Below are 18,385 nucleotides of genomic sequence, written 5' to 3' on the forward strand. Positions count from 1 at the left end.
ACAGATGACCGACACCTCCCCCGCCCCGGTCGCCGACGCCGTGACCGTCGCGAGCAGCGGCGCCACCGTCGAGTTCCGGGCCCTGCGCCGCTCCTTCGGAACCACCACCGCGCTCGACGGGCTGGACCTGACCGTCCGGCCCGGCGAACTCGTCGCGCTGCTCGGCCCGTCCGGCTGCGGCAAGACCACCGCGCTGCGCATGCTCGCCGGCTTCGAGCACCCCGACTCCGGCCAGGTCCTGGTCGACGGCGAGGACGTCACCAAGACCCCCGCCCACCGCCGCGACGCGGGCATGGTCTTCCAGTCCTACAGCCTCTTCCCGCACCTGAGCGCGGCCGACAACGTCGCCTTCGGGCTGCGCATGCGCAAGGTCGGCGCCGCCGAGCGGCGCAGCCGTGCCGCCGAGCTCCTGGAGCTCGTCGGCCTGCCGGACCACGGGGACCGCTACCCGCACCAGCTCTCCGGCGGCCAGCAGCAGCGCGTGGCCCTCGCCCGCGCCCTGGCGCTGCGCCCGCGCGTCCTGCTCCTGGACGAGCCGCTGAGCGCACTGGACGCCAAGGTGCGCACCACCCTCCGGGAGGAGATCCGCCGGCTGCAGCGCGAACTCGGCATCACCACGCTGTTCGTGACGCACGACCAGGAGGAGGCACTGTCCATGGCGGACCGCGTCGCCGTCATGAACGCCGGGCGGATGGAGCAGTGCGCCGCCCCCGCCGAACTGTACGACCGCCCCGCCACCGCCTTCGTCGCCGAGTTCGTCGGCACCAACAGCCGCCTGCCGGGCCGGCTCACCGACGGCGGCCTCGTCGAGGTCCTCGGCCGGCGGCTGCCCGCCCAGGGTGACGTGCCCGCCGGCACCGAGGTGGACGTCCTCGTCCGCCCCGAAGCGGTGCGCGTGGACGCCGACCCCACCGGCGACGCGCGCGTCGTGGCGACCGCCTTCCTCGGCGCCGTCACCCGGGTGACCGTGCGACTGGCCGACGGCACCTCGGTCAAGGCCGACCTGGCCAGCTCCGAGGCCGCCGCCCTCCCGCCGGGCGCGACCGTCACCGTGTCCCTGCCCGACCGGCCCGTCCTGGTGACCGCGCGCGCCGTCTGACCCCGACCGCACTCCCATCCCCCCACACCGCTGATGAAAGAGAGCCCCGTGACCCACCCACCGCACCACCCGCTCCAGGCCGTCCTGTTCGACATGGACGGCACCCTCGTCGAAACCGAGGAGCTGTGGTGGGAGGCGGTCGCCGAGGTGGCCGCCGGGCTGGGGCACGTGCTCGGCGACGCGGACGTGACCGAGGTCCTCGGCCGCGCCGTCGAGCACACCGCCGCCCACCTGGTGAGCACGACCGGAACGGCGACCGGCGCCGACGAACTGGCCGCCGTCCTGCACCGGGAGTTCGCCGAGCGGGTCCGCGCCCGCACGGTGCCCCGCCCCGGCGCGCTGGAACTGCTGGACGAACTCGCCCGGCACGACATCCCCATCGCCCTGGTCTCGGCGTCCCCGCGCGACGTCGTGGACATCGTGCTGGCGGTGCTCGGCCCCGAGCGCTTCGCGGTCTCCCTCACCGCCGACGACACACCCCGCACCAAGCCCGCCCCCGACCCCTACCTCGCCGCCGCCCACGCCCTCGGCGTGGACCCCGGCGCGTGCGTGGCCGTCGAGGACACCCCGACCGGCGTCGCCTCCGCCGAGGCCGCCGGCTGCCGGGTGCTCGCCGTGCCGTCCCTGGCGCCGATCGCCCCCGGCGCGGGCCGCGCGGTGCTCGGCAGCCTGGAACGGGCCGACGTCTTTCTGCTGCGGGCCCTGGTGGCGCAGCCGCCGTCCTTCCTGGTGCCCGCCTTCACCAGCCGCCGCGCCCGCGTCGGCGAGCCGTTCCGGACCACCGTCGCCGGGCTGCTGCGCGGCGCCCCGGTCACCTGCGCCAAGACCGAGGGCCCGGGCTGGGCACGGGTCTCCGCCGATGGCACCGTCACCGGGACCCCCGACGCGCCCGGCGACGCGGAGGTCACCGTCACCGCCACGGACGCCGACGGGCGCTCCGCCACCGTCACCGTGCGTGTGCCTGTCGTCGCGGCGGGCGAGCCGATGGTGCGCGAGCTGCGCGTCATGAGCTGGAACCTGTGGCTCGGCGGCACCCGCGTCGACGACCACCGCGACAAGCAGCTGCGTGTGCTGCTCGACGCCGACGTGGACGTCGTCGGCCTGCAGGAGACGCGGACGCACTCCGCCAAGGAACTCGCCGAGGCCCTGGGCTGGGAGCACCACCAGGCGGGCGACAACCTCGGCGTCATCAGCCGCTACCCCGTCGTCTCCCGCCACGGCCTGCCCGCGAGCCCGTTCTACGGCGGCCTCGGCGCCACCGTCCGGCTCGACGAGGGCCGCGACGTCACGCTGTGGAGCGCGCACCTCGACTACACCCCGTACGGCCCCTACGACGCCCTCCACGACCGGCAGCCGGTCGAGGTGCTCGTCGAACACGAGGCCGCCTCGGGACGCCTGGACCAGATCCGGGACATCCTGCACGACATGGCAGGCGACCTCGCCGCCCGCGACACCGTCCCGGTCGTCCTCGTCGGCGACTTCAACGTCCCCTCCCACCTGGACTGGACCGCCGAGGCGGCGCCCCTGCGAGGCGGGTACGGACCCGTGCCCTGGCCCGTCACCCTCGCCACCGAGGCCGCCGGACTGCGCGACTCCTACCGCGAGGCCCACCCGGACCCCGTGCGCGACCCCGGCACCACCTGGTCACCGGTGAATCCCGAGCCCGAGCCGCAGGACCGGATCGACTACGTCCTGTACGCCGGGTCCGGCCTGCGGGTGCTGGACTCCACGACCCTGGTCACCGGGGAGCCCCGCCCCGAACCGCATGTAGCGGGCAACGCCTGGCCCTCCGACCACGCGGCCGTGGTCACCACGTTCGCCCTGCGGTGACGGCCGCCCCGCGCGGCCGTCCGGGCCGCGCGGGGCCTAGGTCGTGTCGTCAAATGAACGTCGGCCGCCCGGAGGGCGGGCCCAGCGGCGTCTGGTGCGGTGCATCGCAAGGCGGAGAGTCGTCCTCGTAGTGGGCTACTCGGACGATTCGACAACGCAGCGAGGTGCCGTGCCAGGCGCCGCTGGGCAGGCGAGCATTTGACGACACGGCCTAGCCGCACTCGGCCATCTCGTCCAGCCGCGGGCGCTGGTCGGCCAGCCCCTGCGAGGTCAGCGGCTTGAGGTGCTTGACGTACGACGCGCGCCAGGCGCCCGAGGTGATCTGCTCCTTTATGGTGTCGCAGATGGCCCGCTTCAGCGCGGGCTCGTTCTGCTGCAGCCCCACCCCGTACTCCTCGTTCCCGAAGGGCGCGCCCAGCAGCCGCAGTTCCTTGGTGTGCTGGGCCCGGTAGCCCGCCAGGATGATGTCGTCGGTCGACACGGCATCGACCTCGCCCGCGAGCAGTTCACCGACGCAGAGCCCGTACGAGGCCTGCTGCGCGGTCCTTATCTGCGGGTACTCCTTGCGGAGCCGCTCGGCGGGCGTGGAGTCGGTGACGGTGCAGACGTCGCGGCCGAACAGGTCCTGCACACTGTGGACGGGGGCGTCGGTGCGCACCAGGAAGTCCTGGCCGGCCTGGTAGTAGGGCCCGGCGAAGTCGACCTTCTCCTTGCGGGCGGGCGTGATCGAATAGCTGGCCACTATGAAGTCGACGTTCCCGGCACTCAGACGGTACTCGCGGGACTGGGTGTCCACGACGGTGAACCGCACCTTCTTGAAGCCCAGATGCCTGGCGATGGCCCGCGCGAGGTCGATGTCGAAGCCCTCGTACCCGCCCTCGGCCGTCCTGGACTCCTCGCTGAGGCCCGGCTGGTCCTTCTTGACGCCGACGATGAGGTAACCGCGCTCGCGCGCGGCCTTGTACGTCGGCGAGCTGGACAGCGGGGGCCCGTCGTCCCGCATCCGGTCGACGGCGAACCAGCCGGCCGCGGCCAGGACAGCGAGACCCACCCCGCCCGCGACGAGCGTGTACCAGCGGCGGCGCCACGACCGCCCCCCGGGCGGGTGCACCGGCGGCGTACCGGCGTCGGGCTCGGTCAGGCGCGGCGAGGGCAGGGCGCCCGCGTCCGTCCGGGTGGCGTCCGGGTCGTAGTCCGGGTGGACGGCGACCGGGAACTGCGGGGTCTCCTGCGCCACGTGCTGCAGCAGTTGCTCGGCGCGCTCGGCGGACACCCGCGCGCCGGGCTCCTTGACCAGCAGCCCGTCGATCAGCGGGCGCAGCGGCCCCGCGTGCGCCGTCGGCGGCGGCTCGGTCGTGCGGACGGCCTCCAGCACCTCGTACGGCGTCGGGCCGCGGAAGGGGGCCCGGCCCTCGACCATCTCGTAGAGCGTGACGCCCAGCGACCACAGGTCGGCGGCGGGCGTGGGCGTCAGCCGGCTGGCCAGCTCCGGCGCCAGGTACTGGGGGGTGCCGACGGTCTCGTGGATCCGCGTCACCTGGGCGGCGCCCTCGAAGGTCGCGATCCCGAAGTCCATGAGCACCGCCCGCCCGTCCCGGCGGAAGAGGATGTTGTGCGGCTTCACATCACGGTGCAGCACCCCGGCCGCGTGCACCGCGCGCAGCCCGCGCAGCACCTCCAGACCGATCTGCGCCGCCTGGAGCGCCGGGATCCGGCCCTGCTCGCGCAACTGGTCGGCCAGCGAGTGCGGGTTGACCTGCTCCATGACGATCCAGACCTGGCCGTCGGCCTCGATCACGTCGTGCACCGCGACCACGTGCTCGTGCCCGATCCGGGCGATGGCCTGCGCCTCCCGGCGCGCCCGCTCCACCCACTGGGCCTGCGTCTCCGGGTCCAGCGCGCCCCGGAACAGCAGTTCCTTGACGGCGACCTGACGGCCGAGCCGGTTGTCGTACGCCTCCCACACCACGCCCATGCCGCCGCGCCCCAGTTGCCGGCGCAGCTCGTAGCGGCCGTCGACGAGGGTGTGCGGCATACCCCCAGAACTCATGCGTGTGCCCCCATCGGTACGTGGTCCGCTACAGGTTAGGGGGCTCTGACGGGGATGAACATCGCCCCCGGGACGCGGAACGATCACATGTCGGGCGGAATGGTCCGTACCGGCGCCGGTGGCGCCCAGGCCGTGTCGTCATTGAACTCCCCAGCTGCCGCCGGGAGGTGCCCCCCACCGCCCGGAGGGCGGGCTCGGCGGCTCCCCCGGCTGACGCCGGCGGTGCCCCCAAGTGCGGTGCATCGCAAGGCGGAGCATGCTCGCAGTGGGCTACTCGGACGATTCGCCGACGCAGCGCGGGGGACTGGGGGAGTGCCGCCGAGCGGGGGCACCTCCGGCCGAAGGCCGGGGGAGGGCATGTGACGTCACGGCCTACGGCTTCACGGACCGGTAGTAGCGCTCGGCGCCCGCGTGCAGCCGCAGGGGGTCGGTGAAGACCGCCGTCCGCAGGTCCATCAGCTGGGCGGCGTGCACCTCCTGACCGATCCGGTCGCGGCTGTCGATCACGGTGCGGGTGAGGCGGTCCACCAGGCCGGTGTCCGTCCGGTCGGTGGTGATCAGCAGGTTGGCCACGGCGATCGTCTGCACCGCGCGGCCGCCCTGGACCATCGGGTAGGCGTCCGCGGGCATGACGGCCTGCCGGTAGTACGCCGACTCCTCGCTCTCGGCGTGCAGCCGGGCCACTAGGTCGCCGAGTTGCACCAGCTTCACATCGGTGGTCTCCGCCAGGTTCGCGATCGTCTTGGTCGGCAGTCCGCCCGACCAGAAGAACGCGTCCAGCTTCCCCTCGCGCAGCATCTCCGGCGCCCGGTCGATGCCCACCGTCCGGCGCCGCACGTCGCCGGGCTCCCCGAGGTCCGCGGCCTCGAGCAGCCGCTGCGCTATCAGGTTCACCCCGGAGCTGGGCTGGCCGATCCCCACCCGCAGCCCGCGCAGGTCCTTCGCCGACCGCACGGGGGAGCCGGCGGGCACCACGAGCTGCATGTAGTCGTCGTACAGCCGCGCGCAGGCCCGCAGCCGCCCCGCGCCCGGGCCGTCGTAGTCGGCGACGGCGTCGGCCGCGGCGATCGCGAAATCGGCCTTGCCCGTCGCCACCCGCCGGACGTTGTCCACGGACCCCTCGGACCGCACCAGGCGCACCGGTACCCCGGGCAGGTCCGTGTGCAGATAGGGCTGGAGCCGCTTCCCGTACGTGTCGTACACGCCGTTGCGCACACCGGTGGCGAAGTCGACCCTGTCCTTCGGGTACGACGGCCCGTCGGAGGGCAGCACCCACCACAGCAGCAGCGCGACCGCCGCCGCCACCGCCAGCACGGCCTGCACGGCCCGGCGTCTGCCGATACGGGGGAGCTCCATCCCCGTGATGGTGCCAGGCCCGGCGCCGCACTGGCCAGCGCCGTCCCGCGGCCTGCGGCTCCCGGACGTTCAGGTCCGCCCCACGGGGAACACTCCTCCCAGGGCGCGCCCCGCCGAAGGGAGGTCCGCATGGCACGCTCGGTGACCTGGACGGTGGGCGACCTCGTCGTGCACCGCGTCGACGAGACGACGCTGCCCCCGCGGACCGGACGGCGCCTGCTGCCCGCCGCCACCCCGCAGGCCGTGGCGGGGGCGCCGTGGCTGCGGCCGGACTTCGCCGCCGCCGACGGCACGCTCCGCCTGGCGACCCACACCTTCGCCGTGGCGGCCGGCGGCCTGCGCGTGCTGGTGGACACCGGGATCGGCAACGGCAAGACCCGGTCCGACCCCGCGTGGCACCGTCTCGCCACGGACTACCCGCGGCGCCTGGCGGAGGCGGGTTTCCCGCCGGACTCCGTGGACCTGGTGATCCTGACCCACCTGCACACCGACCACGTCGGCTGGAACACCCGCGAGGACGGCGGCGCCTGGGTGCCCGCGTTCCCCCGCGCCCGCTACCTGGTCTCCCGCGCCGAATGGGACCACTGGGCGGGGACGGACCTGGACGACGACCACCGGCAGGTGTTCCGCGACTCGGTGCTGCCGGTCCGCGACGCCGGACTGCTCGACCTCGCCGACGTCACCGGCGCCCCCGTGGAGGCGGCCCCCGGGATCCGTCTCCTGCCGGTGCCCGGGCACACCCCGGGGCAGATCGCGGTCGAGCTGCGCGGCACGGGCCGGTCGGCACTGGTGACCGGCGACAGCTTCCACCACCCCGTGCAGATCGCCGACCCGGCGATCACCAGCACCGCGGACGACGACCCGGCCCTGGCCGTGCGTACCCGCCGCGCGCTGCTCGGCCGGTACGCGGGTACGGACACCCTGCTGCTGGGCACCCACTTCCCGCCGCCCACCGCGGGCACCGTCGTCCCGTGGGCGGACGGCCACCGCCTCCTCCCCGAGCCGCCCGCCACCTGACGCGGCGCCGCCGCCCGCCGTCGCCGGGTGCCCGCCCCCACAGGGGCGGGCGCGGTCACGGGCACGCGCGACGCGCCCCTTACCCTGGACGGGTGCAGCGTGAAGAGCAGGATGTGAAGAGCTACGAGATCCGCACCTACGGGTGCCAGATGAACGTCCACGACTCCGAGCGGCTGGCAGGCCTCCTGGAGGCGGCCGGCTACGTCCGCGCGCCCAAGGGCGAGGACGGCTCGGTGGCCGCAGATGTTGTCGTCTTCAACACCTGCGCGGTCCGGGAGAACGCCGACAACCGCCTCTACGGCAACCTCGGCCGCCTGGCGCCGCAGAAGGCCGCCCGGCCCGGCATGCAGATCGCCGTCGGCGGCTGCCTGGCGCAGAAGGACCGGGACACCATCGTCAAGAAGGCCCCCTGGGTCGACGTCGTCTTCGGCACCCACAACATCGGCAGCCTCCCGGTGCTGCTGGAGCGCGCCCGGATCGCCGAAGAGGCGCAGGTCGAGATCGCCGAGTCGCTGGAGACCTTCCCGTCCACGCTGCCGACCCGGCGCGAGTCGGCCTACGCGGCGTGGGTGTCGATCTCGGTCGGCTGCAACAACACCTGCACCTTCTGCATCGTCCCCGCGCTGCGCGGCAAGGAGAAGGACCGCCGTCCCGGCGACGTCCTCGCCGAGGTCGAGGCACTGGTCGCCGAGGGCGTCATCGAGGTCACCCTGCTCGGCCAGAACGTCAACGCCTACGGCTCCGACATCGGCGACCGCGAGGCCTTCAGCAAGCTGCTGCGCGCCTGCGGGAAGATCGACGGCCTGGAGCGGGTCCGCTTCACCTCGCCCCACCCGCGCGACTTCACCGACGACGTGATCGCGGCCATGGCCGAGACCCCGAACGCGATGCACCAGCTGCACATGCCGCTGCAGTCCGGTTCCGACGCCGTGCTGCGCGCGATGCGCCGCTCGTACCGGCAGGACCGCTACCTCGGCATCATCGAGAAGGTGCGCGCCGCGATGCCGGACGCCGCCATCTCCACCGACATCATCGTGGGCTTCCCCGGCGAGACCGAGGAGGACTTCGAGCAGACGCTGCACGTGGTGCGCGAGGCGCGCTTCGCGCAGGCCTACACCTTCCAGTACTCCAAGCGTCCGGGCACGCCCGCCGCCGAGATGGAGGGCCAGGTGCCGAAGGCCGTCGTCCAGGAGCGCTACGAGCGGCTGGTCGCGCTCCAGGAGGAGATCTCCTGGGCCGAGAACAAGAAGCAGGTCGGCCGCACCCTGGAGGTGCTGGTCGCCGAGGGCGAGGGCCGCAAGGACGACGCCACTCGGCGCCTGTCCGGCCGCGCCCCAGACAACCGCCTGGTGCACTTCGCGCCGCCCGCCGAGCCGGTCCGTCCCGGCGACGTGGTGATGGCGGAGATCAGCTACGCCGCACCGCACCACCTGCTCGCCGAGCACCCGGCGTTCGGCGTCCGCCGCACCGCGGCGGGCGACGCCTGGGAGCGGCGCACCTCGGCCGCGGCGGCCAAGCCCGCGGGTGTCATGCTGGGCCTGCCGACGATCGGCGCGCCCGTGCCGGCACCGGCGGCCGCCGCGCCGGGATGCGGCTGCGACTGACGGAGCGGGGACCGCGGGGACGCGGGGACAAGGGGGGACGCTGATGGCTCGTTGGGGACTGTTCGCCGAGGAGACCGTGGGCAGCGGCGACGCCAGGCGCTGGGAGTACGAGCTCCTCGGCCACGCCGACGGCACCCGCGAGGAGGCGCTGCGCAAGCTGGAGGAGACGGCGCTGGCCTACCGGCCGAGCAAGCCGTTCACCGTGCGGCGCAGCTGGCTGTACCGCTCGGGGGAGGGGTTCGTCCAGGTCAACGAGGGTGTGACCACGACGTACATCTGCCGTTTCACGGTCGCCGAACTGGTCCGCGACAGCAAGGACCCGAAGGTCGCCGCCATGGCCGAGCCCTGGGACCGCGTGCCCGAGGGCTTCTGAGACCACGGACGGTAGGGTTCCGATCATGCTGGTCGCCGCCGCCGTCTGCCCCTGTCCGCCGTTGCTCGTGCCCGACGTCGCGTCGGGCGCGGCGCCGGAACTGGACCCGCTGCGCGCCGCCTGCGCGGACGCCCTGGCCGTGCCGGCCGCCGCGCGACCCGATCTGCTCGTGGTGGTGGGCGCCGCGGACTCCGCGCACGTCTGGGAGGGCGGTGGCACGGGCTCGCTGCGCCCTTACGGCGTGAACCTCTCGGTGCGGCTCGGCGACGGCAGCGACCCCGAGCCCCTGGCCCCCTCGCTGACGCTCGCGGCCTGGCTCCTGACCCGGGCCGGCTCGACCGCGCCGCTGCACGCCGCCGGAGTGCCCGTGACCGCGCCGGCGGCAAGGATGCTGGAACTGGGGCGGGGCCTGGCGGAGCTGGCCGACCGGGTGGCGCTGCTGGTCATGGGGGACGGCAGCACCTGCCGCACGCTCAAGGCCCCCGGCTACCTCGACGAGCGCGCCGAGCCCTTCGACGCCTCCGTGGCGCGCGCCCTGGGCGCCGCCGACACCGAGGCGCTGGCCGCTCTGGACGTGCCGCTGGCGACCGAACTGGGAGCGGCCGGACGCGCCCCCTGGCAGGTGCTCGCCGGCGCCGCCGACGGCGCCGGGCTCAGCGGTGACCTGCTGTACGACCAGGCGCCGTACGGCGTCGGCTACTTCGTGGCGGCCTGGTCGTAGCCGCGGCGGGTCCCGGGGCCCGGACCGTCGTCAGGGCGTTTCCTTGGAGCCGCCGTCCTTCAGGTGCTCCATGGCGTCCTTCGTCTTGTCCACGCCCTTGTGGATCTTTCCGCTGTACTTGTGCTTGGTCTTCTCGTCGACCGTGCGCGCGACCTTGTCCAGCCGGGTGCCGATCGCCTCGCCGTGCTGCTCCATGAAGTCGCCGGCCTTGGCGCCGGCCCTGGCCCTGGCGTGCTCGGCCTTGGCCTTCAGCGTGTCCTTGAGGCTCATGCGTCACCGTCTCCCATGGATGCCTTTGTCGGAAATGACCCTTTTCCCGTAACGATCTTACTCGTCCACGGGTGAAACCGCGCCGCCGGAATTTGCGAAACTGTGCACGTGAGAAACGACGTCCCCCACGTGATCGCCGTCGTCGGCCCCACCGCGGCCGGCAAGTCCGACCTCGGTGTCGCCCTTGCCCAGGCCCTCGGCGGAGAGGTGGTCAACGCGGATTCCATGCAGCTCTACCGCGGCATGGACATCGGCACCGCCAAGCTCACCGAGGACGAGCGGCAGGACGTGCCGCACCACCTGCTCGACATCTGGGACGTCACCCTGGCCGCCAGCGTCGCCGAGTACCAGCGCCTGGCCCGCGCCGAGATCGACCGGCTGCTCGCCGCCGGGCGCACCCCCGTGCTCGTCGGCGGCTCGGGGCTCTACGTACGCGCCGCCATCGACGCCCTGGAGTTCCCAGGCACCGACCCGCAGGTGCGCGCCCGGCTGGAGGCGGAGCTCGACACGCTCGGCTCCGGCCCGCTGCACGCCCGCCTGGCCGCCGTGGACCCGGAGGCGGCCCGCGTGATCCTGCCCAGCAACGGCCGGCGGATCGTCCGCGCGCTGGAGGTCGTGGAGATCACCGGCCGCCCCTTCACCGCCAACCTGCCCGGTCACGACTCCGTGTACGACACCGTCCAGATCGGCGTCGACGTCCCCCGCCCGGAACTCGACGAACGGATCACCCTGCGGGTCGACCGCATGTGGGAAGCCGGGCTGGTCGGCGAGGTGGCCGCCCTGGAGGGGGCCGGCCTGCGCGAGGGGCGCACAGCCTCCCGGGCGCTCGGCTACCAGCAGGTGCTGGCCGCGCTGGCCGGGGAGTGCACCGACGCGGAGGCACGCGCCGAGACCGTGCGCGCCACCAAGCGCTTCGCGCGCCGCCAGGACTCGTGGTTCCGCCGGGACCGCCGCGTCCAGTGGCTCGGCGGCCGCGGACAGGAACTGGTGACCCAGGCGCTCGCCCTTGTCGGCCCCGCCCGCTCGGGCGGTCACAGCCTGATCACGTGATGGCATCGGGACGCCCCAGCGGCACTTGACGCCTCTTCGCCCGTGCCATCATCGAGCATCGGAGCTACGGTGTCGGACTTCTTGGGAGGGCGCGTGGCGATGGAAGCCGGCCCTCGCAACGGACCACAGCCGGATCACACCGAGCGCGCCTCAGGCGAGGAGCTCGAGCCGCGCGACCGGCTCGTGGTCGACGGCCCCCTGGAGGACCCGCTGGACGAGCAGACCCTCGCGGAGGAGGAGCAGTCCTTCCGCGAGCTGCGTCCCGAGCGGCGCCTGCGCGCGTGGCAGATCGCCCCGATCGTCGCCCTCGGCGTGCTCGGCTCGCTCATGTTCGCCTTCCCGCTGGCCTTCGAGACCGGTGACGGCGGCGCCGTCGTCGCGATGCTCGGCCTCCTGCTGGGCTGCTGCTCCGCGGGCTGGGGGATCATGGCCGCCCGCCGGGTCGGCTACACCTGGCCCGGGCTGCCGGCCCGCGGTTCCGGCCGCCGTCCGGACTGGCGCTTCGTGGCGCTGTACGCCGCGATCACGGTGGTGCTGGCGCTGCTCGCCTTCTGGCGGGTCGCCCGTCTGCGCTGACCCGTAGACTCGGCGCATGACCAGCGCAGCACCGCAGGGCCTGCCCTTCCTCAAGGGGCACGGCACGGAGAACGACTTCGTGATCATCCCCGACCCCGACGGGGCGCTCGACCTGACCCCGGTGGCCGTCGCGCGCCTGTGCGACCGCCGCGCCGGGATCGGCGGCGACGGGGTGCTGCGGGTCGTGCGGTCGGCGAAGCACCCGGAGGCCGCCGCCATGGCCGCGGAGGCCGAGTGGTTCATGGACTACCGCAACAGCGACGGCAGCATCGCGGAGATGTGCGGCAACGGCGTACGGGTCTTCGCCCACTACCTCCTGCGCGCCGGACTCACCGGTGCGGGCGACGTCGCCGTGGCGACCCGCGCGGGCGTGCGCCGGGTGCACATCGACAAGGACGGCGACATCACCGTCGACATGGGCCGTGCCGCGCTCCCCGCCGGCGGGGTCGAGGTGGCGGTCGGCGAGCGCAGCTGGCCCGCCCGCAACGTGAACATGGGCAACCCCCACGCCGTCGCCTTCGTCGACGACCTCGCCGACGCCGGCAAGCTGCTGGACGCACCGGCGTGGGCGCCCGCCGCGGCCTACCCGGACGGTGTGAACGTGGAGTTCGTCGTCGACCGCGGTGACCGCCACGTCGCCATGCGGGTGCACGAGCGCGGCTCCGGCGAGACCCGCTCCTGCGGCACCGGGGCCTGCGCCGTCATGGTCGCCGCCGCACGGCGCGACGGCCGCGACCCGGCCGTGACCGGCCGTCCCGAGACGTACCGGGTCGATCTGCCGGGCGGCACCCTGGTGATCACCGAACGTCCCGACGGCACCGTCGAGATGACCGGCCCCGCCGTCATCGTCGCCGAGGGCGTCATCGATCCGGCCTGGCTCGGCGACGGCGGCTGAGGATACCCGCTCCGAGGGCCCGGTATTCGCTCGAACGGGTGATGCCGATCACGCTGGGCGAGAGCGTGGCAGCGGCACGTGATGGGCTCGGTAGCATCAAGCACCGGCACGGAAGCCATCCCGCCGGTGGGTGACGCTGCCGGAGGTGCCGCATGAGACCGGACAACGCAGTGGAGACCGCCCCGGGCGCCGCAGGACGCAGGCGCATCCCCCGGGCCGCGGACCTGCGCCGGATGGGACGTGCGGCCTTGCTGGGCCCCGGCGGCCGCGCGGGCCGGCTCCCCGAGTCGATCGAGCACATCGCCAAGGTGCACCGCACCCGGCATCCCGGCGCTGATCTCGCCATCCTGCGCAAGGCGTACGTGCTCGCCGAGTCCTCGCACCGCGGGCAGATGCGCAAGAGCGGCGAGCCGTACATCACGCACCCGCTCGCGGTGACCCTGCTCCTGGCCGAACTCGGCGCGGAGACGACGACATTGACCGCCTCGCTGCTCCACGACACCGTCGAGGACACCGAGGTGACGCTCGATCAGGTGCGGGAGGAGTTCGGCGAGGAGGTCCGCTTCCTCGTCGACGGCGTCACCAAACTGGAGAAGGTCGACTACGGCGCCGCCGCCGAGCCGGAGACCTTCCGCAAGATGCTCGTCGCCACCGGCAACGATGTCCGCGTCATGTCGATCAAGCTCGCCGACCGGCTGCACAACATGCGCACCCTCGGCGTCATGCGACCCGAGAAGCAGGCCCGCATCGCCAAGGTCACCCGGGACGTGCTGATCCCGCTCGCCGAACGCCTCGGCGTCCAGGCGCTGAAGACCGAACTGGAGGACCTGGTCTTCGCCATCCTCCACCCCGAGGACTACCTGCGCACCACCGAACTGATCCTGGAGCACGCCGCCCTGCCCGATCCGCTGGGCGCCGTCGCCGAGGACGTCCGCAGGGTGCTCCGCGAGGCCGGCATCAGCTCCGAGGTCGATGTGCGGCCCCGGCACGTGGTCTCCGTGCACCGGGTCCGGCTCAAGCGCGGCGGCGCGCTGCCCGGCGGCAGCGACTTCGGGCGGGTGCTGATCCAGGTCGCCGAGGACGCCGACTGCTATGCCGTCCTCGGCGAACTGCACACCTGTTTCACCCCCGTCATCGCGGAGTTCAAGGACTTCATCGCGGCGCCCAAGTTCAACCTCTACCAGTCGCTGCACACCGCCATCCGCGACGGCGAAGGGCGCGTCGCCGAAGTCCTCATCCGCACACGGCAGATGCACCACGTCGCCGAGGCCGGGGTGATCGCGCTGGGCAATCCGTACGCCACCGCCGAGACCGCGGAGTGCGACGAGGGCGAGCGCGTCGACCCCACGCGCCCCGGCTGGCTCGCCCGGCTGCTGGAGTGGCAGCGCGAGGCCCCCGACCCGGACTTCTTCTGGAGCACCCTGCGCGACGAACTCGCCCAGGACCGCGAGATCACCGTCTTCTCCGCCGACGGCGGCACCGTGGGCCTGCCCGACGGCGCCACCTGCACCGACGCCGCGTACGCACTGCACGGCGAGGGCGCCCACGCCTGCGTCGGGGTGCGCGTCAACGGGCGGCTCGCACCGCTCGGCACCGTCCTGCGGGACGGCGACACCGTCCAGTTGCTGATGACCGAGGGCGCCGAAGGGGACGCGGACGGATACGGGCCCTCGCCCGAGTGGCTGGAGCACGCACGCACCCCGGCCGCCCGGATCGCCATCGCCCGCTGGCTGGAGGCCCATCCGGTGGCCACGGGCGAGGAGGAGCCGGCCGCACCCGCCGTCCGCTCCGCCGCCACGGCCGCCCGCAAGGCCGCCGAACCGCTCGCGGACACCGACCCGCCCGGCGCCGCCGTGCGCATGGCCCGCTGCTGCACCCCCGTGCCGCCCGACGGGATCACCGGCTTCCCCATCCGCGGCGGCACCGTCGCCGTGCACCGCAGCGAGTGTCCCGTCGCCGCGCGCATGGCCGCCTCCGGCCGCGCCCAGGTCGCCGTCCACTGGCGCTCCGACGCCCCCGTCACCGGTCACCGGGCCACCCTCTACGCCGAGGCGCTCGGCCGGCCCCGGCTGCTCGCCGACCTCACCGAGGTGATCGCCACCGAGGGCGTGGCCATCGTCTACGCCGCCGTGGAGCCGCCGCAGGAGCACCGCGTACGCCACACCTACACCGTCGAACTGCCCGACCCGGGAGCGCTGCCCGCGCTCATGCGCGCGATGCGCGCCGTGCCCGGCGTGTACGACGTGTACCGCGCCCAGGAGGCCGTGGCCGCCGCGCAGCCGTAGAGGAGTACCCGATCGGGTGGGGTGCCCACGCGCCGCCGCCCGGCGGGCGCGGTGCACTGATAGCCGTATCCCATGATCGGATCCTTTGCGCGCCGTGCCACCGTCACCGCGGCGGCCGTGGCGGCGCTCACCGCGGCCGGACTGCCCGGTGACAGGACGCCCGTAGGGCTCGGTGACCGGCTCTACCCCGAACTCGGCAACCCCGGGTACGACGTCCACGACTACGACATCTCGTTCACCTACCACGGCAACGACCGGCCGCTGGACGCCGTGACCCGGGTCGACGCCCTCGCCACGGACACCCTGGACCGCTTCCACCTCGACTTCCGCGGCGACGTCCGCTCCGTCGAGGTCAACGGCCGCCGGGCGGCGTTCCGCACCTGGCGCGAGGAACTGGTCGTCACCCCCGCCGTCCCCGTCCTCCGCGGCGACCGCCTGCGGGTGACCGTCGTCCACACCAGCGACCCCGCCGCCAAGGGCGACACCGGGTGGATCCGCACCAAGGACGGCCTGGCCATGGCCAACCAGGCCGCCGCGGCCCACACCGTCTTCCCCTGCAACGACCACCCCTCGGACAAGGCCCGCTTCGCCTTCCACGTCACCGCGCCGAACGACCTCACCGTCGTCGCCAACGGCCTGCCCGAGACGGCCGTCCGCAAGGGCCCCGTGACGACCTGGAACTACCGCACCGTCCACGTGATGGCCACCGAGCTCGCCCAGGTGTCCGTCGGCCGCTCGACCGTCCTGCGCCGCACCGGCCCCGGCGGCCTCCCGCTGCGGGACGTCGTCGGCACCGCCGACCCGGACCGGGCCAAGCTCGAGAAGCGCCTGGCGATGACCGCCGGGCAGATCGCGTGGATGGAAGAGCAGGTCGGCCCCTTCCCCCTCGAGACGTACGGCATCCTCAGCGCCGACACCGTCACCGGCTTCGAGCTGGAGACCCAGACCCTCTCGCTCTTCGAGCGGCGGGTGCTGCTGAGCCGGGAGGCCGACGCGGCGCCGGTGATGGTGCACGAGCTGGCCCACCAGTGGTTCGGCGACAGCGTCTCGCCCGCGACCTGGTCCGACCTGTGGCTCAACGAGGGGCACGCCACCTGGTACCAGTGGCGCTACGCCGCCGAGCACTACCGGGAGCTCACGCTGGAGCAGCTCGCCAAGGCCGCCTACGGCGCCGACGCGCGCCTGCGCCGCGACGGCGGCCCGGCCGCCGCCCCCAAGCCGCCCGGCAGCGACGGCAAGCTCGGCATCTTCCGCGGCAACGTCTACTTCGGCGGGGCGCTCGTGCTGTACGCCCTGCGCCAGGAGATGGGCGCCGACGCCTTCCAGCGACTGGAGCGGGCCTGGGTGGTCCGCCACCGCGACGGGGTCGCCTCCACCCGTGACTTCATCGCCCTCGCCTCCCAGGTCGCCGGCCGCGACCTGGGCGGCTTCCTGCGCGCCTGGCTCTACGGGCCCACCACGCCCCCGATGCCGGGCCACCCCGACTGGAAGCGCTCCGTGCCCGCCAAACCGGTGCACGGCCACGCGCACCGGCGTGAGGCGGGGAAAGTCGCGTGACCCGGCGCCGAGGGGCGTGCGACCATCTACCTACGGCGACGACGGCGCGCCCGGACCTGGGGAATCCTCCGGGCCCGCGGGACGTTGTCACCGTACGAGGGGCCGAGCGCCCCCCGTTCCCGTCGACCATCCGAGCAAAGGATCCAATGACCTCCTCTTCCTCCTCTTCTTCTGCTTCTTCTGCCCGCAGCCGCCAGCGCCTCCCCGAGAGCCTTCGGGCCGACGCCCTGATGGAAGAGGACGTCGCCTGGAGTCACGAGATCGACGGAGAGCGTGACGGCGACCAGTTCGACCGCTCCGACCGTGCGTCGCTGCGACGGGTCGTCGGCCTCTCCACCGAGCTCGAGGACATCACCGAGGTCGAGTACCGCCAGCTCCGTCTGGAGCGGGTCGTGCTCGTCGGGGTGTGGACGGACGGCACGGTGCAGGACGCCGAGAACTCCCTCGCGGAGCTCGCCGCCCTCGCCGAGACCGCCGGAGCCCTCGTCCTGGACGGTGTCATCCAGCGCCGTGACAAGCCGGACCCGGCGACCTACATCGGTTCCGGCAAGGCCCAGGAGCTGCGGGACATCGTCACGGAGAGCGGTGCCGACACCGTCGTCTGCGACGGTGAGCTCAGCCCCGGCCAGCTCATCCACCTCGAGGACGTCGTCAAGGTCAAGGTCGTCGACCGCACCGCGCTGATCCTCGACATCTTCGCCCAGCACGCCAAGAGCCGTGAGGGCAAGGCCCAGGTCTCGCTCGCGCAGATGCAGTACATGCTGCCGCGGCTGCGCGGCTGGGGTCAGTCGCTCTCCCGGCAGATGGGTGGCGGTGGCTCCGGCTCCTCGGGCGGCGGCATGGCCACCCGTGGTCCCGGTGAGACCAAGATCGAGACCGACCGCCGGCGCATCCGCGAGAAGATGGCCAAGATGCGCCGGGAGATCGCGGAGATGAAGACCAGCCGCGACCTGAAGCGCCAGGAGCGCAAGCGCCACAAGGTGCCCTCGGTCGCGATCGCCGGCTACACCAACGCCGGCAAGTCCTCGCTCCTCAACCGGCTCACCGGGGCGGGCGTCCTGGTGGAGAACTCGCTGTTCGCCACCCTGGACCCGACCGTGCGCCGGGCGGAGACCCCGAGCGGGCGGCTCTACACGCTGGCGGACACCGTCGGCTTCGTGCGGCACCTGCCGCACCACCTGGTCGAGGCGTTCCGCTCCACCATGGAGGAGGTCGCCGAGGCCGACCTCATCCTGCACGTGGTGGACGGCTCGCACCCCAACCCGGACGAGCAGCTCGCCGCGGTACGCGAGGTCTTCCACGACGTCGGCGCGCTCAACGTGCCGGAGATCGTGGTGATCAACAAGGCGGACGCCGCCGACCCGGTGCTGCTGCAGTCCCTGCTGCGCCGCGAGAAGCACTCCATCGCCGTCTCCGCCCGCACCGGGCGGGGCATCGCGGAGCTGCTCGGCATGGTCGACGACGCGCTGCCGCGGCCCGCCGTCGAGATCGAGGCCCTGGTGCCGTACACACGCGGTGAGCTCGTCGCCCGCGTCCACGCGGACGGCGAGGTGCTCTCCGAGGAGCACACCGGCGAGGGCACCCTGCTCAAGGCGCGGGTGCACGACGAGCTCGCGGCGGACCTCGAGCCGTTCGCGCTGGCCGCGCGCCGCTAGTCCGGTATCCCCGGGCACGCACCGGAAGGGCCCTCCCCCGCGCGGGG

Annotated in this window: 15 protein-coding genes; 12 read left to right on the top strand and 3 right to left on the bottom strand. The window is 73.6% G+C overall.

The features are described from left to right. The first annotated feature begins 4 nt into the window (after positions 1–4). Together CHF15_RS37260 and CHF15_RS46085 are read left to right on the top strand one after the other, a co-directional pair. Entirely contained in the window at positions 5–1,099 is a 1,095-nt protein-coding gene (locus CHF15_RS37260) for an ABC transporter ATP-binding protein (protein WP_089228368.1), read from the top strand. A 33-nt stretch (positions 1,100–1,132) separates the two neighbouring features. Beyond that, a complete protein-coding gene (locus CHF15_RS46085; RefSeq protein WP_410169682.1) occupies positions 1,133–2,929 on the top strand; it encodes an HAD-IA family hydrolase in 1,797 nt (598 codons plus the stop codon). Positions 2,930–3,140: 211 nt separating this feature from the next. Here the strand turns inward: CHF15_RS46085 and CHF15_RS37275 are convergent, their stop codons facing one another. Continuing rightward, entirely contained in the window at positions 3,141–4,979 is a 1,839-nt protein-coding gene (locus CHF15_RS37275; RefSeq protein ID WP_089228369.1) for a bifunctional serine/threonine-protein kinase/glutamate ABC transporter substrate-binding protein, read from the bottom strand. 372 nt (positions 4,980–5,351) lie between these two features. Then, the gene (locus CHF15_RS37280; RefSeq protein WP_179280128.1) at positions 5,352–6,335 is read right to left on the bottom strand and encodes a TAXI family TRAP transporter solute-binding subunit; all 984 of its coding nucleotides are present in this window, start codon (positions 6,333–6,335) and stop codon (positions 5,352–5,354) included. A 129-nt stretch (positions 6,336–6,464) separates the two neighbouring features. Here CHF15_RS37280 and CHF15_RS37285 point away from each other — a divergent pair, with 129 nt between their 5' ends. The 4 genes from CHF15_RS37285 to CHF15_RS37300 all read left to right on the top strand — a co-directional run bounded on the left by CHF15_RS37285 (position 6,465) and on the right by CHF15_RS37300 (position 10,050). Next, complete coding sequence (locus CHF15_RS37285; protein WP_089228371.1) at positions 6,465–7,352, top strand: MBL fold metallo-hydrolase; 888 nt, start codon at positions 6,465–6,467, stop codon at positions 7,350–7,352. 113 nt (positions 7,353–7,465) lie between these two features. Continuing rightward, a complete protein-coding gene (gene miaB / locus CHF15_RS37290) occupies positions 7,466–8,956 on the top strand; it encodes a tRNA (N6-isopentenyl adenosine(37)-C2)-methylthiotransferase MiaB (protein ID WP_220093376.1) in 1,491 nt (496 codons plus the stop codon). 43 nt (positions 8,957–8,999) lie between these two features. Beyond that, positions 9,000–9,329, top strand: a complete 330-nt coding sequence (locus CHF15_RS37295; RefSeq protein ID WP_089228373.1) for a hypothetical protein — start codon at positions 9,000–9,002, stop codon at positions 9,327–9,329. Positions 9,330–9,354: 25 nt separating this feature from the next. Beyond that, the gene (locus tag CHF15_RS37300) at positions 9,355–10,050 is read left to right on the top strand and encodes a class III extradiol dioxygenase subunit B-like domain-containing protein (protein ID WP_089228374.1); all 696 of its coding nucleotides are present in this window, start codon (positions 9,355–9,357) and stop codon (positions 10,048–10,050) included. Between the two features lie 30 nt (positions 10,051–10,080). Here CHF15_RS37300 and CHF15_RS37305 read toward each other — a convergent pair whose 3' ends face one another. After that, complete coding sequence (locus tag CHF15_RS37305; RefSeq protein WP_089228375.1) at positions 10,081–10,320, bottom strand: antitoxin; 240 nt, start codon at positions 10,318–10,320, stop codon at positions 10,081–10,083. Positions 10,321–10,428: 108 nt separating this feature from the next. Between CHF15_RS37305 and miaA the strand changes: the two genes are divergently transcribed. The 6 genes from miaA (at position 10,429) to hflX (ending at position 18,338) form a co-directional block, all read left to right on the top strand. Further along, the gene (gene miaA / locus CHF15_RS37310) at positions 10,429–11,370 is read left to right on the top strand and encodes a tRNA (adenosine(37)-N6)-dimethylallyltransferase MiaA (RefSeq protein WP_245939244.1); all 942 of its coding nucleotides are present in this window, start codon (positions 10,429–10,431) and stop codon (positions 11,368–11,370) included. A 99-nt stretch (positions 11,371–11,469) separates the two neighbouring features. Then, entirely contained in the window at positions 11,470–11,946 is a 477-nt protein-coding gene (locus tag CHF15_RS37315) for a hypothetical protein (RefSeq protein WP_179280130.1), read from the top strand. Between the two features lie 16 nt (positions 11,947–11,962). Beyond that, positions 11,963–12,841, top strand: a complete 879-nt coding sequence (gene dapF / locus CHF15_RS37320) for a diaminopimelate epimerase (protein ID WP_089228378.1) — start codon at positions 11,963–11,965, stop codon at positions 12,839–12,841. 152 nt (positions 12,842–12,993) lie between these two features. Then, complete coding sequence (locus CHF15_RS37325) at positions 12,994–15,126, top strand: RelA/SpoT family protein (RefSeq protein ID WP_089228379.1); 2,133 nt, start codon at positions 12,994–12,996, stop codon at positions 15,124–15,126. 72 nt (positions 15,127–15,198) lie between these two features. Beyond that, positions 15,199–16,683, top strand: coding sequence for a M1 family metallopeptidase (locus CHF15_RS37330; protein ID WP_089228380.1), 1,485 nt, complete (start codon positions 15,199–15,201; stop codon positions 16,681–16,683). 146 nt (positions 16,684–16,829) lie between these two features. Beyond that, positions 16,830–18,338, top strand: a complete 1,509-nt coding sequence (hflX, locus tag CHF15_RS37335; RefSeq protein ID WP_089228381.1) for a GTPase HflX — start codon at positions 16,830–16,832, stop codon at positions 18,336–18,338. The last annotated feature ends 47 nt before the right edge of the window (positions 18,339–18,385 follow it).

Origin of the sequence: Actinacidiphila glaucinigra, assembly GCF_900188405.1 — a bacterium.
GTDB classification, from domain to species: Bacteria; Actinomycetota; Actinomycetes; order Streptomycetales; family Streptomycetaceae; genus Actinacidiphila; species Actinacidiphila glaucinigra.

What these genes read in the sequence shown, in the direction of transcription:
- CHF15_RS37285 (WP_089228371.1), top strand. Translation starts at nt 6,465, where the DNA reads ATGGCACGCTCGGTGACCTGGACGGTGGGCGACCTCGTCGTGCACCGC.
- dapF (WP_089228378.1), top strand. Translation starts at nt 11,963, where the DNA reads ATGACCAGCGCAGCACCGCAGGGCCTGCCCTTCCTCAAGGGGCACGGC.
- CHF15_RS37315 (WP_179280130.1), top strand. Translation starts at nt 11,470, where the DNA reads ATGGAAGCCGGCCCTCGCAACGGACCACAGCCGGATCACACCGAGCGC.
- CHF15_RS37330 (WP_089228380.1), top strand. Translation starts at nt 15,199, where the DNA reads ATGATCGGATCCTTTGCGCGCCGTGCCACCGTCACCGCGGCGGCCGTG.
- CHF15_RS46085 (WP_410169682.1), top strand. Translation starts at nt 1,133, where the DNA reads ATGAAAGAGAGCCCCGTGACCCACCCACCGCACCACCCGCTCCAGGCC.
- CHF15_RS37275 (WP_089228369.1), bottom strand. Translation starts at nt 4,979, where the DNA reads ATGAGTTCTGGGGGTATGCCGCACACCCTCGTCGACGGCCGCTACGAG.
- CHF15_RS37260 (WP_089228368.1), top strand. Translation starts at nt 5, where the DNA reads ATGACCGACACCTCCCCCGCCCCGGTCGCCGACGCCGTGACCGTCGCG.
- CHF15_RS37305 (WP_089228375.1), bottom strand. Translation starts at nt 10,320, where the DNA reads ATGAGCCTCAAGGACACGCTGAAGGCCAAGGCCGAGCACGCCAGGGCC.
- CHF15_RS37295 (WP_089228373.1), top strand. Translation starts at nt 9,000, where the DNA reads ATGGCTCGTTGGGGACTGTTCGCCGAGGAGACCGTGGGCAGCGGCGAC.
- hflX (WP_089228381.1), top strand. Translation starts at nt 16,830, where the DNA reads ATGACCTCCTCTTCCTCCTCTTCTTCTGCTTCTTCTGCCCGCAGCCGC.
- CHF15_RS37325 (WP_089228379.1), top strand. Translation starts at nt 12,994, where the DNA reads ATGAGACCGGACAACGCAGTGGAGACCGCCCCGGGCGCCGCAGGACGC.
- CHF15_RS37300 (WP_089228374.1), top strand. Translation starts at nt 9,355, where the DNA reads ATGCTGGTCGCCGCCGCCGTCTGCCCCTGTCCGCCGTTGCTCGTGCCC.
- CHF15_RS37280 (WP_179280128.1), bottom strand. Translation starts at nt 6,335, where the DNA reads ATGGAGCTCCCCCGTATCGGCAGACGCCGGGCCGTGCAGGCCGTGCTG.